Origin of the sequence: Glycomyces rhizosphaerae (assembly GCF_042647865.1) — a bacterium.
GTDB classification, from domain to species: domain Bacteria; phylum Actinomycetota; class Actinomycetes; order Mycobacteriales; family Micromonosporaceae; genus Glycomyces; species Glycomyces rhizosphaerae.
The window spans coordinates 644,396-659,174 of sequence record NZ_JBHRWO010000021.1 but is presented as its reverse complement, the minus strand read 5'-3'; the positions used below and the strand labels follow the sequence as shown (position 1 = coordinate 659,174).

15 protein-coding genes are annotated in these 14,779 nt (G+C 69.9%); 3 read left to right on the top strand and 12 right to left on the bottom strand.

Annotation, left to right across the window (positions count from 1 at the left end):
- Positions 1-104: 104 nt before the first annotated feature.
- The gene (locus tag ACFO8M_RS23400; protein ID WP_387980053.1) at positions 105-1,028 is read right to left on the bottom strand and encodes a LysR family transcriptional regulator; all 924 of its coding nucleotides are present in this window, start codon (positions 1,026-1,028) and stop codon (positions 105-107) included.
- Between the two features lie 95 nt (positions 1,029-1,123).
- Here ACFO8M_RS23400 and ACFO8M_RS23395 point away from each other — a divergent pair, with 95 nt between their 5' ends.
- Together ACFO8M_RS23395 and ACFO8M_RS23390 are read left to right on the top strand one after the other, a co-directional pair.
- Positions 1,124-2,083, top strand: a complete 960-nt coding sequence (locus ACFO8M_RS23395) for an EamA family transporter (RefSeq protein WP_387980052.1) — start codon at positions 1,124-1,126, stop codon at positions 2,081-2,083.
- A gap of 14 nt (positions 2,084-2,097) precedes the next feature.
- Positions 2,098-2,799, top strand: coding sequence for an alpha/beta fold hydrolase (locus ACFO8M_RS23390; protein WP_387980051.1), 702 nt, complete (start codon positions 2,098-2,100; stop codon positions 2,797-2,799).
- A gap of 70 nt (positions 2,800-2,869) precedes the next feature.
- Here the strand turns inward: ACFO8M_RS23390 and ACFO8M_RS23385 are convergent, their stop codons facing one another.
- The 9 genes from ACFO8M_RS23385 to ACFO8M_RS23345 all read right to left on the bottom strand — a co-directional run bounded on the left by ACFO8M_RS23385 (position 2,870) and on the right by ACFO8M_RS23345 (position 12,274).
- Entirely contained in the window at positions 2,870-4,045 is a 1,176-nt protein-coding gene (locus ACFO8M_RS23385; RefSeq protein ID WP_387980800.1) for an RNA polymerase sigma factor, read from the bottom strand.
- Positions 4,046-4,057: 12 nt separating this feature from the next.
- The gene (locus ACFO8M_RS23380) at positions 4,058-4,468 is read right to left on the bottom strand and encodes a YciI family protein (protein WP_387980049.1); all 411 of its coding nucleotides are present in this window, start codon (positions 4,466-4,468) and stop codon (positions 4,058-4,060) included.
- A gap of 185 nt (positions 4,469-4,653) precedes the next feature.
- Positions 4,654-5,796 carry a Gfo/Idh/MocA family protein gene (locus tag ACFO8M_RS23375; protein ID WP_387980799.1) on the bottom strand — a complete coding sequence of 381 codons (1,143 nt, stop codon included), beginning with the start codon at positions 5,794-5,796 and terminating at the stop codon, positions 4,654-4,656.
- A 16-nt stretch (positions 5,797-5,812) separates the two neighbouring features.
- Complete coding sequence (locus ACFO8M_RS23370; RefSeq protein WP_387980048.1) at positions 5,813-6,934, bottom strand: Gfo/Idh/MocA family protein; 1,122 nt, start codon at positions 6,932-6,934, stop codon at positions 5,813-5,815.
- Positions 6,931-7,701, bottom strand: a complete 771-nt coding sequence (locus tag ACFO8M_RS23365) for a ThuA domain-containing protein (protein ID WP_387980047.1) — start codon at positions 7,699-7,701, stop codon at positions 6,931-6,933. Before ACFO8M_RS23365 ends, ACFO8M_RS23370 begins: the two co-directional genes overlap by 4 nt.
- A gap of 68 nt (positions 7,702-7,769) precedes the next feature.
- Positions 7,770-8,807: a LacI family DNA-binding transcriptional regulator gene (locus ACFO8M_RS23360; protein ID WP_387980046.1), complete on the bottom strand. Its 1,038-nt coding sequence runs from the start codon at positions 8,805-8,807 to the stop codon at positions 7,770-7,772.
- 135 nt (positions 8,808-8,942) lie between these two features.
- Positions 8,943-10,388: an argininosuccinate synthase gene (gene argG / locus ACFO8M_RS23355; protein ID WP_387980044.1), complete on the bottom strand. Its 1,446-nt coding sequence runs from the start codon at positions 10,386-10,388 to the stop codon at positions 8,943-8,945.
- 186 nt (positions 10,389-10,574) lie between these two features.
- Positions 10,575-11,030: a hypothetical protein gene (locus tag ACFO8M_RS23350; protein WP_387980043.1), complete on the bottom strand. Its 456-nt coding sequence runs from the start codon at positions 11,028-11,030 to the stop codon at positions 10,575-10,577.
- A 224-nt stretch (positions 11,031-11,254) separates the two neighbouring features.
- Complete coding sequence (locus tag ACFO8M_RS23345) at positions 11,255-12,274, bottom strand: pectate lyase family protein (protein ID WP_387980042.1); 1,020 nt, start codon at positions 12,272-12,274, stop codon at positions 11,255-11,257.
- Between the two features lie 951 nt (positions 12,275-13,225).
- On the opposite strand from ACFO8M_RS23345, the gene ACFO8M_RS23340 reads away from it, so the two are divergent.
- On the top strand, positions 13,226-13,387 hold the full coding sequence (locus tag ACFO8M_RS23340; protein ID WP_387980040.1) for a hypothetical protein: 162 nt from the start codon (positions 13,226-13,228) through the stop codon (positions 13,385-13,387).
- A gap of 236 nt (positions 13,388-13,623) precedes the next feature.
- Here ACFO8M_RS23340 and ACFO8M_RS23335 read toward each other — a convergent pair whose 3' ends face one another.
- Both ACFO8M_RS23335 and ACFO8M_RS23330 read right to left on the bottom strand, forming a co-directional pair.
- Positions 13,624-13,983: a hypothetical protein gene (locus ACFO8M_RS23335; protein WP_387980039.1), complete on the bottom strand. Its 360-nt coding sequence runs from the start codon at positions 13,981-13,983 to the stop codon at positions 13,624-13,626.
- 131 nt (positions 13,984-14,114) lie between these two features.
- A complete protein-coding gene (locus ACFO8M_RS23330) occupies positions 14,115-14,729 on the bottom strand; it encodes a glyoxalase (protein ID WP_387980797.1) in 615 nt (204 codons plus the stop codon).
- Positions 14,730-14,779 lie beyond the last annotated feature (50 nt).

Here is a 14,779-nt window from a genome sequence, read left to right as displayed (position 1 = left end):
GCCTGCGAAACGATCCCTGCGCGGGACGAATGTTTCCGCTGAACGTCGTCCCTCGATTTGCATCGATGCTTTATTGCGGGGGTCGCATTGGCCGCCATTGCGATTCAGTCGCGTTGTTGAAGGCGCTCGGCGGTGGTTTCGGCGACTTCGCAGGCGATCTCGATCGCCCGGGCGGCGAGCGGGGCGTGCGTGCGTCCCGCGCGCCAGTAGACGCGGATCTCGCGCGGCGGGAGCGCAGGCAGCAGCGGGTGGACGGTGAGGCGGTCGTCGGTCCAGGCGGTGGTGCCGTCGAGGACGAGCCACGGCAGCAGCGCCGATCCGAGTCCGGCGCGCACCATGGACATCAGCGCCTCGTTGCCGGCGGTGCGGAACACGACCTGCGGCCGGACGTCGTGGTGTGCCAGGGCCTTCTCGATGCGGGGCTGGTCGCAGGCCTCCGGCCACGCCACCATCGGCTCGCCGTCGAGACGCTCGAGTGGCACGGGCCCTTCGGGAAAGGTGCCGCGTTCGGCGACCAGGAGATAGGGGTCGTCGAGCAGCTTCCGGTGCTCGACTTCGCGATCGAAGGAGGCGGCGTCGAACGTGGCGTCGTAGAACAGCAGGTCGAGATCGCCGATGCGCGGCTGGTCCGGCTCGTCCTCGAACAGCCTGATGTCGCAGCCGGGGTGCTCGTCGCGCAGACGCCGCACCACGGTCGGAAGGATCACATTGGACACGCTGTGGAAGGTGCCGATGTCGATCCGGCCGTCACCGGCCTGGAACCGTTCGACGGTCTCCGCCAGCGCCGCCGCCTTGGCGAGCAGGTCGCGGCCGTGGGGCAGCACCACGGCGCCGAGCGGGGTGAGCCGGACGGGCCGGGGGCCGCCGGGGCGTTCGAACACCGCGCCGCCGACCGCCTTCTCCAGCGCGGCGATCTGCTGGCTCACCGTGGACTGGGTGTACCGGAGCCTGGCGGCCGCCCGCCCGAACGAGCCCTCGTCGACAACGGCGGCCAGGGTCGCGAGATGCCGAAGCTCGATGTGGGACATGGGCTCAGGCCTTCCAGGGAGCATCGGATTCTGCGATCATGATGATCGAAATATATCGCTTTTCATGATGCTTGGCGCGGCCTAGTGTCTTGTCCATGACCACAACAACGAAGGCCGAACCGGCGACCAGCGGAAAACCGCGACTCGGCACGCCGTCTCGGCCCGTCCTCGTCGGCGTCGCCATCGGCATCGTCTATCTCGTGTGGGGATCGACCTATCTCGGCATCCGGATCATGGTGGAGGACATGCCGCCGATGCTCGCCGCGGGAGCGCGCTTCATGCTCGCCGGACTCATCCTCGCCGCGATCGTGGCGACCCGCGGCGGCCTGGTCAAGCTCAAGGTGACCCGCGCCGAACTGCTGTCTTGCGCGCTGATAGGGCTGCTGCTGCCGGTCCTCGGGCAGGGCATGGTGACGGTGGCCGAGAACGGCGGGGCGCCCTCCGGTCTCACCGCCTTGCTGATCGCAGTGGTGCCCTTGTGGGTGCTGCTGTACCGCTTGCTGTCCGGAGAGCGTCCCAAATGGACCACCGTTGCGGGTGTGCTCCTGGGTTTTGTCGGCCTCGCCGCGCTGCTCGTCTCGAACGGCGTGGCCGCGGACTTCCCGTTCTGGACCATGGCACTGGTGGTGTTCTCGGCGGCGTCATGGGCCTTCGGCTCGTGGCTGCAACCGCGGTTGCGCATGCCCCGCAACCCCTTCGTCGCCGCGCTCTACGAGATGCTGATCGGCGGGGCGCTGCTGATCGGAGTGGGCCTGGCCAGCGGCGAACCGCTCGACCTCGGCGCGTACTCCGCACAGTCCTGGGCCGCATGGGCTTACCTGGTGGTGTTCGGATCGGTGGTCGCGTTCTCGGCCTATGTCTGGCTGCTGCAGGCCGTGCCCGTCTCGCTCGTCGCGACCTACGCCTACGTCAATCCCCTGGTGGCGGTCTTCCTCGGCTGGCTCGTCCTGTCAGAGGCGGTCACGCCGGCCATCATGGCGGGCGGCGCGGTGGTCGTCGCCGCGGTCGCGCTCGTCGTGAGCACCGAACGCCCCCGTCGTACTGCGACCAAGTAGTGAGGAAAGCGATCATGTTGCACCGGAACGAGTCCGCGACCTTCGTGCTGATCCACGGCGGCGGCAGCACCAGCTGGGACTGGCACCTCGTCGCACCGGTCCTGCGCGAGCTCGGCCACGACGTGGTCGCCGTCGACCTGCCCATCGAGGACGACGCGAACGGCATCTCGGAGCTCGCCGACGCGGTCGTCGAGGCCTGCGGCGACCGCACCGACCTCGCCATCGTCGCCCACTCCTGGGGCGGACTCGTCGCCCCGGTGGTCGCCGCCCGTGTCCCCGCCGAACTGCTGGTGTTCGTGTCCGCGCTCATCCCCAAGCCGGGTGAGGCGCCGAACGCCTGGTGGAGCGCCAGCGGCTACAACGATCTGGGCATCTCCTTCGAGACCGAGGAGAAGGAGATCGAGCTCTTCTACAACGGTGTGCCCGCCGACCTGATCACCGCCTCCTATGCGACCGCCCGCGACCAGTCCTGGGCGAGGGGCGACGAGCCGACACCGCTCAAGGCCTGGCCCGAAGTGCCGACCCGGTTCCTGCTCTGCCGCGACGACCGCTTCATGCCGCCCGAGTTCGCACGCGCGCAGGTCCGCGACCGCCTCGGCATCACCCCTGACGAGATCGACGGCGGCCACATGGTCGCCCTGTCCCGGCCCCGCGAGCTGGCGGAGCGCCTGCACCGGCTCTGGACCGAACCGCGCCGCGAGACCGACCCCGCGTAGCTGCTTGCTCCACAACTGAACGGGCCCTTCAGATCCCCGCGGCACGAGCGGCCTCCTCGAAACGCCCGGCTCAACCGGTCCGGTTGAGCCGGGCGGCCTGCTTGAGGAGATGCGCGTTCTCGGCGATGCTGGGGGCGCTGCGGGCGGCGAGTACGTAGAGGCGCGCGGCCTCGGCGCGGTTCCCGGCCCGTTCGTGCAGGTAGGCGGCCACGGCGTCGCGGCGCGGCAGGCCGGGGTCGAGTGCTTCGATCAGGCGCAGTCCGGCGAGGGGTCCGTCGACGTGTCCGACGGCCACGGCGCGGTTGAGTTCGACGACGGGGTTGTCCGGGGTGATCCGCGCGAGTTCGTCGTACCACTCGAGGATCTGCGGCCAGTCGGTCTCGTCAGCAGAGGCCGCGTCGTCGTGCAGCGCGGCGATCGCGGCCTGCACCTGGTATTCGCCGAGGAGGTCGGACGCGAGCGCGTGCTGCAGGAGGTCGACCCCTTCGGCGATCATCGCGGTGTCCCAAAGGGATCGGTCTTGAAGGGGCAGCGGGACGAGCTGGCCCGAGGGGTCGATCCGGGCCGCGCGGCGGGCGTGGTGCAGCAGCATCAGGGCGAGCAGGCCCGCGGCCTCGGGGTCGCGCGGCACTGAGGCGGCCAGTTGCCGCGTCAGTCGGATCGCTTCGGCGGCCAGGTCGGTGTCGCCGGGACCTTGGTCCCCAGTGGAGCCCCGGTTCACGAAGCCCTGGTCGAACATCAGGTAGAGCACGCGCAGCACGGCGCGCACATCGCCGGGCTGTTCGAACCGCTCCCCCGCCAGAGTCCGCTTGGCGCGCGAGATGCGTTGCGCCATCGTCGCTTCCGGGACGAGGAACGCCCGGGCGATCTGGGCGGTGGTGAGGCCGCCGACCGCACGGAGGGTCAGACTGATCGCCGACGCCGGGGAGAGGGCCGGGTGGCAGCAGCGGCTCAGGAGCAGCAGCGTGTCGTCGGCCTGCTCGGCGGGCCCCGGGGAAGGCTCGCGGTGGACCGCCACCTCGCGCAGGACCCGGGCCGACGCGGAGCGCCGCGCGTCCAGGAACTTGCGCCAGGCGACGGTGACCAGCCAGGCCTTGGGTTCGTCGGGAGTCCCGCCGTCCCAGCGCCGCACGGCTTCGGCGAGCGCTTCCTGGACGGCGTCCTCGGCCGCCGCGAAGTCGGCTCCGCGGCGGACGAGGACGCCCAGGACTTGCGGGCTCAGGTCCCGCAGCAGTGCTTCGTCGATCATCGGACCGGACTACTCGACCACCGGCGGCTCGGACAGGAACGGCCGGACTTCGAGCCACTCGTGGAGCGGTTTGCCGCCCGGGCCGGGAGCCGACGACAGCACCGCCGCCGCCTCGTAGGCGCGCTCCTTCGTCTCGACGTCGATGATCATCCACCCGGCGATGAGGTCCTTGGTCTCGGCGAACGGGCCGTCCGTGACCGGCGGCCTGCCCTCGCCGTCGTAGCGCACGAACTCGCCCTCCGGGGAGAGCGCCTGCCCGTCCACGAACTCGCCGCGTTCACGCAGGTCCTCCGCGAACCGGCCCATGAACGCGATGTGCTCCGAGATCTCGTCCGGAGTCCACTCCTCCATGGGCGCCTCGGCGTTCGGGTGGGGCTTCGGGCCGCCGCGGTAGTGCTTGAGCAGCAGGTACTTGGCCATGATGTCCACATCCTTCGTCTCGAGCGGCGCGTCTCGCCGCTGACAACCCTAGGACGGCGCCGATCCCCGCTTCTCGACATCCTCAGAGACTTTGTTTGGGATTTTCTTCGAGGAACTTCGGACCGGAACGATCGAGGCCCGGCCGCTCTCGCGGCCAGGCCTCGTTCATGTTGTGCGCGTTGGGATCAGACCTCGGTCCAGCGGCTCTCGTCGGCGGCGCTCGCCTCGACCGCGGCCAGGACCTTCTGCACGCGGAGCGCGTCCGCGAAGGACGGCGTCGGCTGCTCGCCGCTCGCGATCGCCCCGACGAGGTCCACGACCTGGTGGGTGAAGGCGTGCTCGTAGCCGAGCCCGTGCCCGACCGGCCACCAGTTGCCCGTGTACGGGTGCTCGGGCTCGGTGGCCTGGATGCGGCGGAAGCCCGCGTTCGGTTCGTCGGACGCGTCGTAGAACCACAGCGAGTTCATGTCCTCGAAGTCGAACGCGAGGGACGCCTTGGTGCCGTTGAGCTCCACGCGCATAGCGTTCTTGCGCCCGAGCGCGAAACGGGTCGCCTCGAAGACGCCCACCGCTCCGTCGTCGAAGCGGGCCGTGAACATCGCGGCGTCGTCCACGGTGACCGGGCCCTTGGGCCCGTCAGTGCCGCCGTGGCCGCCCAGGCCCACGAAGTCGCCGCCGACCGGGCGCTCCTTCACGAAGGTCTCGAGCATCGCCGAGACGCCCGTGACGTTCGACCCGGCGACCCACTGCGCGGCGTCGATGATGTGCGCGCCGATGTCGCCGAGCGAGCCGGAACCGGACTTCGACTTGTCGAGACGCCAGGTCAGCGGCGCGTTCTCGTCGGTGAGCCAGTCCTGGAGGTACTGCGCGCGCACGTGGCGGATCGGTCCGAGCGCACCCGAATCGACCAGGCGCTTCGCGAGCGAGAGCGCCGGCGTGCGGCGGTAGGAGAAGCCGCACATGGCGTACACGCCTTCGGCTTTGGCGGCTTCTGCGGCGGCCGTCATCTGCTCGGCCTCCTCGACGGAGTTGGCCAGGGGCTTCTCGCACAGCACGTGCTTGCCCGCTTCGAGCGCCGCGATGGCGATCTCCGCGTGCAGGTTCCCGGGGACGCAGATGTCGATGAGGTCGATGTCGTCGCGTTCGATCAGGCGGCGCCAGTCGGTCTCGCTCGAGTCCCAGCCCAGCTTCGTCGCCGCGGCGGCGACCCGCTCGGGGTCGCGACCGGCCAGCGCGGTCATGTGCGGCGCGAGCGGCAGGTCGAAGAAGCGCGGCGCGGTCCGCCACGCGTGCGAATGGGCCGCGCCCATGAAGGCGTAGCCGATCATGCCGACGTTGAGGGATTCACTCACTGTCGCTCCTCTTAGAGCTCAGGGCCTCCCGGACGGAAGGCCACGATTTCAGGACGGCGAGCACCTCCGGGTCGCGCTCGGTCGCGACCGCAGAGTCGTAGGAGCGGTCGAGCACGTCGTCGATCGCGACCCGCCTCCCCTGTGCCGCACTCTGCGTCGCGGCCTCGACCATAGCGAGGCTCATGACGTTGGCGTGCACGCGCCCCATCGGCTCGCTGCCGTCCCGGAGTGCGGCTACGAACTGCCGCAAGGAACCCGCGATGTCCCGGCCGTGGTCCTCGCCGGATTCGAAGGGCTCGTCGGGGGCGGCGCTCGGGTCGTTCTCGCCGTCCCACAGCACGGTGCCGCGCTCGGCCGAGATCCGCCAGGAGCCGTTCCAGGAGGTCTCGTGGCCGGGGCTGCACCAGGAGCCGTTGAACGTGAAGCGGGCGCCGCCGTCCATCGCGAAGACCGCGTTGGCGGCCGCGTCGCCGGCGTACCAGCTCCAGGCCGGGTTGTACTCCTCGCAGGAGACCGAGACGGGGTCGGCGTCGAGGAGGTAGCGGGCCATGTCGAACTGGTGGATGGCCATGTCGAGCAGGAGCGGGCTGGCCATCTCGTCGCGGAAGCCGCCGAAATGCGGCGACTGGAAGAAGTCGACTGAGACGATGCCGACCGCGCCGAGCCCGGCGAGCCGCTGCTTGGCCTGGTGGAGCGCCGGGTGGTAGCGGCGGTTCTGGCTGACCATGAACAGCTCCCCGGTGCGCTCGGCCGCGGCGGCGAGCGCGAGGCCTTCGGCCACGGTGGCGGCGACGGGCTTCTCCCCCAGCACGGGGAGGCCCGCGCTGAGCGCGGCGATCGTGACCGGGTGGTGCGCTTCGGGAATGGTCGCGTTCACGATGGCGTCGGCGCCCGTTCGCCGCGCGAGTTCGATCGCTTCGGTGCCCGTGGCGAGGCCCTCGATGCCGGTCGCGGCGGCGAGCGACGCGGCGGCCTCCGGGTAGAGGTCGGCGATCCCCACGAGCTCTGCGTCGGGGCTGTCGACGATGTTCCGGGCCCAAGCCCCGCCCATGCCGCCCGCGCCGACCACGACGAGCCGCAGGGGCCCTTCGGTTTCGATGGTTCGGAAGCTCATCGCTCGAATGCCCCTCGGTAGCCCTGGCCGTTGAAGAAGTCGTCGGTGTCGTAGCGCAGCAGGGTCGGCGTCTCGCGCTCGCGGTCCGGGCGGGCCCATTCGATGCCGTTGGCGATCACGTGGTTCACGTCCGGGTGGTGGTAGACGGGGAAGTCCTGGTCGCCGGGGCTGAAGTAGAAGATGCGGCCGAAACCGCGGCGGTAGGTCATGCCGCTGCGGAAGACCTCGCCGCCGGTGAAGCCCGAGATGAAGATGAGCTCGTCCGGGGTGGGCACGTCGAAGTACTCGCCGTACATCTCCTGCTCGGGGATGACGATCGGGTTCGGGATGCCGCGGGCGATCGGGTGCTGCGGGTTCACGGTCCACACCAGTTCGCGGTCGTGCTCGCTGCGCCAGCGCAGCGTGCAGGTGGTGCCCATGAGCTTCATGAAGATCTTCGACCAGTGTCCGGAGTGGAGCACGACGAGGCCCATGCCGGCGAGGACGTGGCGGTGGACGCGCTCGACGATCTCGTCGGCGACCTCGCCGTGGGCCGCGTGGCCCCACCAGACGAGGACGTCCGTGGCGTCCAGGACGTCGGAGGTCAGCCCGTGCTCGGGCTCGTCGAGGGTGTGGGTGGTGATCGTGGCCTTGGCGCCGAGCCATTCGCTGACGCCCTTGGCGATGGCGCCGTGCATGCCGTCGGGGTAGCGCTCGGCCACGGAGGGCTCGACCTGCTCGTGGCGGTTCTCGCCCCACACGACTACGCGGATCGGTTCATTGGACATGCGGTGTGTCTCCTTTGGTGGTTTCGCACATTGTGAGCTTAAAAATCGTTGAGTGCCATCGCGATTCATCAGATCTTCGGGGCGGTGCTGGACCGTTCGACGAGCGCGGGCGGCAGCAGCAGGTGTTCGGGCTCGTCGGGCTGTTCGATGACGAGGCGCACCAGTTCGGCGGCGATGGCGGCCGAGGGCTGGCGGACCGAGGAGATGCCGACGGTGCCGAACGAGGTGAGCGTCGTGTCGTCGTAGCCGGTGACGGCCACGTCCGCGCCCGGGGCGAGGCCGCGGCTCTGCAGGGTGATGACGGCCCCGGCGGCGAGGGGGTCGGAGACGCAGACGATCGCCGTCGGCGGCTCGGGAGAATCGAGGAGGGCCGCGGCGGCGCGGACCCCGGTCTCCAGGTCGCGGCCGCATTCGACGATCCGGCCGGGCGCGAGCGACCCGGTGAGCCCGCGGCGCTCGCAGGCCTCCCGGTAGCCGATCTCGCGCTGGGCCATGGTGACGATCGCCCGGTTCGCGCCCACGAACGCCAGTTCGCGGTGCCCGCGGTCGGCGACGTGGTCGACGGCCATCGCGATGCCCTGCGCGGCATCGGCTTCGACCCAGCTCCACGGGCTCGCGAAGGCCTCGGCGGTGCGGCCGTAAGCGGCGAACGGGATGCCCCGCTTGCGCAGGCCGACGGGCCGCGGGTCCTCGGGGCCCAGGTTGGAGATGACGAACCCGGCCGCGGACTGGCCGAAGTAGAGGTCCTCGCAGGCGGTCAGGAGCGCGTCGGCGCCCCGCTCGGCGACGAGGGTGAGGTTGCGGTCGACGGCCTGGCAGCTCTCGGCGAGATCGTGGACGAAGGCGTCCATGTACTGGTTGCCCACCGAGTCCTGGGCGGGGAGCACGTAGGCGATCTGGCGCGGCTGCGCGAGTCTGAGGCTGCGGGCGACCAGGTTGTTGCGGTAGCGCAGTTCGCGCATCGCGGCGTGGACCTTCTCCCGGGTCGCCTCTGAGACGACTGCCGGCCGGTTGATGACATTCGAGACCGTCATCGTGGAGACGCCCGCGAGTTCGGCGACGTCGGACATGCTCGCTTTCCGCGCACTGGGGGTCTTGCCGCTCATCCGCCGCCTCCTCTCTGAGGTCACTGGGTCCGCGCCAGATTTTAAGCATAAAAATGAGCGGGCGTCAAACGGGAATGCGGCCGGAGACGACCAGTGCCCCGGAGTCCGCGGACTCCGGGGCACTGGCGCAGGTCGTTAGTCGGTGCCGAACTCGAGCGCGGCGTGGTCGAGCAGCTCCTCGTCGGGAGCTTCGCCACGTGAGGCGATCGCGAGGGCGCCGCCCGAGGGCATCGCGCCGATCAGACCGGTCGAGGCGGCCTGGGCCGCACCGATCATCGTCGGGTGCGAGCTGCCGACCATGCCGATGCCCGCGTACTGCTCGAGCTTGGCGCGGGAGTCGGCGATGTCGAGGTTGCGCATGGTCAGCTGGCCGATGCGGTCGTTCGGGCCGAACGCCGAGTCCTCGGTCCGCTCCATCGAGAGCTTGTCCGGGTGGTAGCTGAACGCCGGCCCGGAGGTGTTGAGCACCGAGTAGTCCTCGCCGCGCCGCAGCCGCAGGGTCACCTCGCCGGTGACGGCGGTGCCGACCCACCGCTGGAGCGACTCGCGGATCATCAGGGCCTGCGGGTCGAGCCAGCGGCCCTCGTACAGCAGCCGGCCGAGCCGCCGTCCCTCGGCGTGGTAGATCGCGAGGGTGTCCTCGTTGTGGATGGCGTTGACGAGCCGCTCGTACGCGGCGTGCAGGAGCGCCATGCCGGGGGCCTCGTAGATGCCGCGGCTCTTGGCCTCGATGATCCGGTTCTCGATCTGGTCGGACATGCCCAGGCCGTGCCGGCCGCCGATCGCGTTGGCCTCCAGCACGAGGTCGACGGCGGAGCCGAACTCCTTGCCGTTGATGGTCACCGGGCGGCCCTGCTCGAAACCGACGGTCACGTCCTCGGCGGGGACCTCGACGAAGGGGTCCCAGTACTTGACGCCCATGATCGGGTCGACGATCTCGATGCCGGCGTCGAGGTGCTCGAGGGCCTTGGCCTCGTGGGTCGCGCCCCAGATGTTCGCGTCCGTGGAGTAGGCCTTCTCGGTGCTGTCCCGGTACGGGAGCCTCCGGTCGGCGAGCCATTCGGACATCTCGGTCCGGCCGCCGAGCTCGGAGACGAAGCCGGCGTCGAGCCAGGGCTTGTAGATCCGCAGCGACGGGTTGGCGAGCAGGCCGTAGCGGTAGAACCGCTCGATGTCGTTGCCCTTGTAGGTGGAGCCGTCGCCCCAGATCTGCACGTCGTCCTCGAGCATCGCGCGCACCAGCAGCGTGCCGGTCACGGCCCGCCCGAGCGGGGTGGTGTTGAAGTAGGTCCGGCCGCCGGACTTGATGTGGAAGGCGCCGCAGGCGAGGGCCGCCAGCCCTTCCTCGACGAGGCCGGCCTTGCAGTCGACCAGGCGGCCGATCTCCGCGCCGTAGGCCGCGGCGCGGCCGGGGATCGAGGCGATGTCCGGCTCGTCGTACTGGCCGATGTCGGCGGTGTACGTGCAGGGCACCGCGCCCTTCTCGCGCATCCAGGCGACCGCCACCGAGGTGTCGAGGCCACCGGAGAAGGCGATGCCGACGCGTTCGCCGACGGGGAGCGAGGAGAGAACTTTAGACATGGTTATGAGTATGCATGAGGCTGAATTTTCATGCAAATCCGGGGTCGGCCCTTTTTACCGGGATCACTCCGCGACCAGGCCCGCTGTGCCCGCGTTGCGCGAAATCATGGCGAGCCTCACGCTGCGGGCAAGACGAAGGCGGGCCGTCCTCGCTCGAGGACGGCCCGCCTTTGGCGTGGTTTCGGGTCAGACCGCGGGCGTGCGGGCGGCCTGCTGGGCGCGGAGCGCCGCGAACATGGGCTTGCGGGACGGCGATTCGGCCAGGCCGCTGTGGAGGACCGCGGTGATCGCGACCGAGGCCGCGGCGTCATCGGCCGCGGCGACGCCCGCGGCGACCATGTCGAGGATCTCGTTGGCGGCGGCCGAGACGAGCTCGGGGTCGGCGGCCTTGGAGGCGCGCGAGAAGCCGAAGGCGAGATCCTTGTCCGCCGTGACGTTCCAGACCGCGCAGGTGTGCAGGCGGGTTCCGTACCCGGTGCCCTCGATCCAGCAGTCGACGGCGTACACGAACGTACGGGCATCGTGGTCCCACAGCAGTTCGGCGTCGAGCATGTCCGACAGCGCGGCGAGCCTCTGCGCATTGGGGTATTTCGACTCGATGATCGCCGTCGCGGCGTCGCTCGAGAGATAGCTGTAGGTCATCCTTCAACGGTAGCCGCCCGAACCTGGGTTCTCGCAAAGCCCGGACCGCTCGTTTTCACGATGCAGGTGGGTGCTTCCTCACCAGAGACCCAGAAAACGGACATTAGGCCTTGTTGAGCCGCATATGTCCGGGTGACCTGGGACCCTGGTCGGCGGCGGCGAATCGACTGAAAGACGAAGCGCTCTCGGCGCGGCGAACCGGGCCGAGAGCGTTCGGCGTCGGTCTAGAGAGTGCCGGCCCCGGCTCCCGCGGGAACCGTGGACGGCAGGCTCGCCGGGTCGTCCAGGGTGTAGTCGTAGTAGTCGCCGGGTTCCTGGACCGAGCCGGAGGTCTCGCAGGTACCGGAGTCGACGAAGACATTGTCGCGCTCGACCAGGCGCCCCGGGCCGCTGTCGGCGTAGCCGCTGGCCGAGAAGCACGGGAAGGGCACGTCCTCGAAGTAGTTGCCCTCCACGAGCACGCCGGCGTCCATGGTCGAGGCGGCGGCGTACAGCTCGTTGGCCCGGAAGTAGTTGTTGTACACATGGACCGGCTCGCCGAAGCGCACTCGCGGGTGCCGCTGGGTCGAGCCGTCGAAGTAGTTGTGGTGGATGCTCGTCTTCAGGTGCCCCGCGTCGCCGGAGGCGCCGTCGGAGTGCCCGAGGAGCATCGACTTGTCGGTGCCGTCGAAGTGGTTCCAGGAGACGGTGACGTAGTCGGCCTGGCGCGCGATGTCGATCGAGCCGTCCGCCGGGTTGGCGAAGGTGTTGTGGTCGACCCAGATGTGGTGGGACTCCTGCCCGATGCCGACCGCGTCGTCCTCGGCGTCGGTGAAGTGCAGGTTCTGGATGATGATGTTGTAGGAGCGGTAGAACTCGAAGCCGCCGCCGTTGATGGTGGCGTCGCCGCCGACGCCGAGGATCGTCTTGTTCGGACGGACCCCCTGCTTGCTGGTGATGTCGATGGTGCCTTCGACGAGGATCGTCATGGCGCCCACGGTGTCGATGGCCTCGAGCAGCTCGTCCGTGGTGTCCACGGTGACCGTGGTGCCGCCGGCCCCGCCGGTGGTGCCGTTCTGGCCGAGCGCGTTCACCGAGGCGAACCCGTCCGCCGTGCCGACGACCTGCGCCGCCGCGGGCTCGCCGATGGCGTCCCGGGTGCCATCGGCGGCCTGCGCGGACTGCAGCGTCGCCGTCGTCGCCGTCGCGGCGGCCAGTGCGGCCAGGCCTGCGACGACGACGCGGGTGCTTCTTCGTCTGCTCATGCCGGTTTCCCCTTTCATGAGGATATTGGTAGATATCGATATGATATCGACCTGTCGATCCTCATGCAAGCGTTTGCATCAACGCTTCCGGGCGGGGCTCCGGACCTTGTGGACACGGGGTTTGCGGTAATGGCGTTCGGTTGGGGGCGGTTGTCGGGTGTGGAGGTGTCTGCGGTGGCGGTGGCGAGGTGGGTGGGGTTTGTTGCGGGCCGGGGGTTCAAGACAAGGGCGGCATCGACAGGGGCGGGTGGCGGGTCGGGGCGTGGTCGGCCGTCCGGTCGGGATCGCCCCGGGGCAGGGCGGGGTGGGTGTGTGGCGGGGCGGGGTGGGGTGGGTGGGTTGTGTTGCGGCCCTGCGGGGTTGGTGCGAAAGGTGAGGATGTTGTCATCGTGTGGGTGATGCGGTTGGGGGTGTGGGGTGGGATGATTGGAGTACGCACAGGGACAGGGAATCTGTACAGGTGTCGGGTAGGTGCAACGCAGACTAAGCCAAGCCTCTGGCCGACTCGATCTTCCTGGCAGGTTCCGAGGCGTGTGACGTCGAGAGGATCGGCGCCGGTAACTGATCTCATCCCCGCGTGCTATCGGGATCCGCAGCTGTCCGCAGCCTCCGAAGGGCCGGATTGGGTGGGAGATCTCCCGGCCTGGATCACCTGGGCCGGGCGGCAGTGTCCGGAACGAGGCACACCAAGCACACGCGAAGCGAAGCGATGCGCCGCGGCGTTCAACAGCGGCACGCCAGGGCCGTGCATGAGACGGGCCCTGCCCGGGGCGGCCTGCACGGCATCAGCCCCCGGGGAGCGAGCAGCCCGACAACCCGAAGCCGTGAAGGCCGAAGGCCCGAAGGCGGAAGGCCCGAAGGCGGAAGGCTGGGGTTGGAGAGCAGCAGCCGGGAAGTGGAGGTCGGCAGAGCGAAGCCGCAGGACCGAGACCGGAAGGAGATGCGAAGGCCATGACGAACCCGCCGCGCCCACCGCGCCTCAACCCGGTCGATGCCGACCGGCAGGCGCCGCGAGCCGCCAAGCACCCCACCACAAGGCACTCGGCGCGCTCCGAGACGACCGGTGCGGCCGAGCCGAGCCGAGCCGAGCGCCCACCGCGGGCCGGAGCCTGACCGAACCGACCGTCGCTGACCGCCCGAGCCTCGACCCGAGCCAACCCGGCCACGGCCACGCCCCCGACACGGCCGCCCCGCTTCCCGTCGCTGACCGCCCGAACCCCCACCCGAACCAACCCGGCCACGGCCACGTACCGCTGTTCCGCTGTTCCGCCAAGCGCCCCACGCCTACCAGCCGGGGCCGGAACCGGGCTCGACAACCCGCCCACAGCCCGAACCGAACGCCATTGGACCTAGCCGAGGACGTCGCAGTACGGCTTGACGGCCTCGACGATCGAGGGGCCCTCGGCCTCCTCGACGCCGAAGAGCGAGGCGGCGTCGCGGGCCAGCTGCTCCTCGTCGGCGTTGTCGGCGACATCGGCGCAGATGTCGCGGGCGTTGGTGAGGATCTCTTCCGGGGAGGCGTCGGGGACGATCTCCTGCAGGTCGGTGGCGAGATCGGTCGGGAGCTCCGAGGCGAGCTCGTCGAGGGACGAGTCCCAGTCGGGGAGCGTGGGCGAGTCGATCGGGATCTCGCCGCCGTCTTCACTGCAGGCGCTGAGCGCCAGGAGCGCGCCGATGGCGAGGGCGGCGAGGGTTCGTCGTGCCGTCATGGGTTCTCCGTTCGCGTGATGAAGGGCCACGCTAACAGGCGAAGATTGCCGAATTGTCCCTCCGGCACCCGATTGCCGCATCCGTCACGGCCGCGGCACGGGCCGAACGCCCGTGCCGTTCCGCATGAGGCCTAAGCCTCTTCCCACTCGAAGCCGTCGGGGTCGGTGAAGGTCCCGGCGTCGCCGCTGAGGACGACGCGGTGCGATCCGGAGCCCTCCTGGTCGACGAACGAGGTCTTCGCGGCGAACTTGCGGCTGTAGAGCGAGAGCGCCACGGAGCCGCCCGGGGCCTCGAACTCGACGTACTTGCGGCCGAAGCTCTTCGCCACGGTGAGGCCGCGGTCGATGTAGAACTGCTTGGTGGCGGCGACGTCGGCGACGCCGATGCCGATGTTGACCGAGTCGACCTCGCGGGTGACCGGGCCGGTGTCCTTCTTCTTGGAGGTGGCGATCTTCCAGATCGCGCCCCACGGGTCGCGCAGGACGGCGCCGTAGCCCCACAGGCTCTTCTCGGGGGCCTTGATCGCGGTGGCCCCGGCGGCGACGGCCGTCCCGAAGAGGCTGTCGACGGTGCCCGGCTGGTCGACCACGAGCGAGAGGGCGTAGCCGCGGAAGCCGCTGCTCGGGTCCTTGGCGGGCCGCACGCGCAGCCAGGAGTCCTCGCCCAGGTCGAAGGCCGCGGCGTAGAAGGCCTCGGCGGCGGCGGTGTCGTCGACTTCGAGGGTGACGGTCTGGATGGCGATCATGGTCTTCTCCTCAGCGGATGCGGTGGTGTTGCTCATGTCCACAACGATAT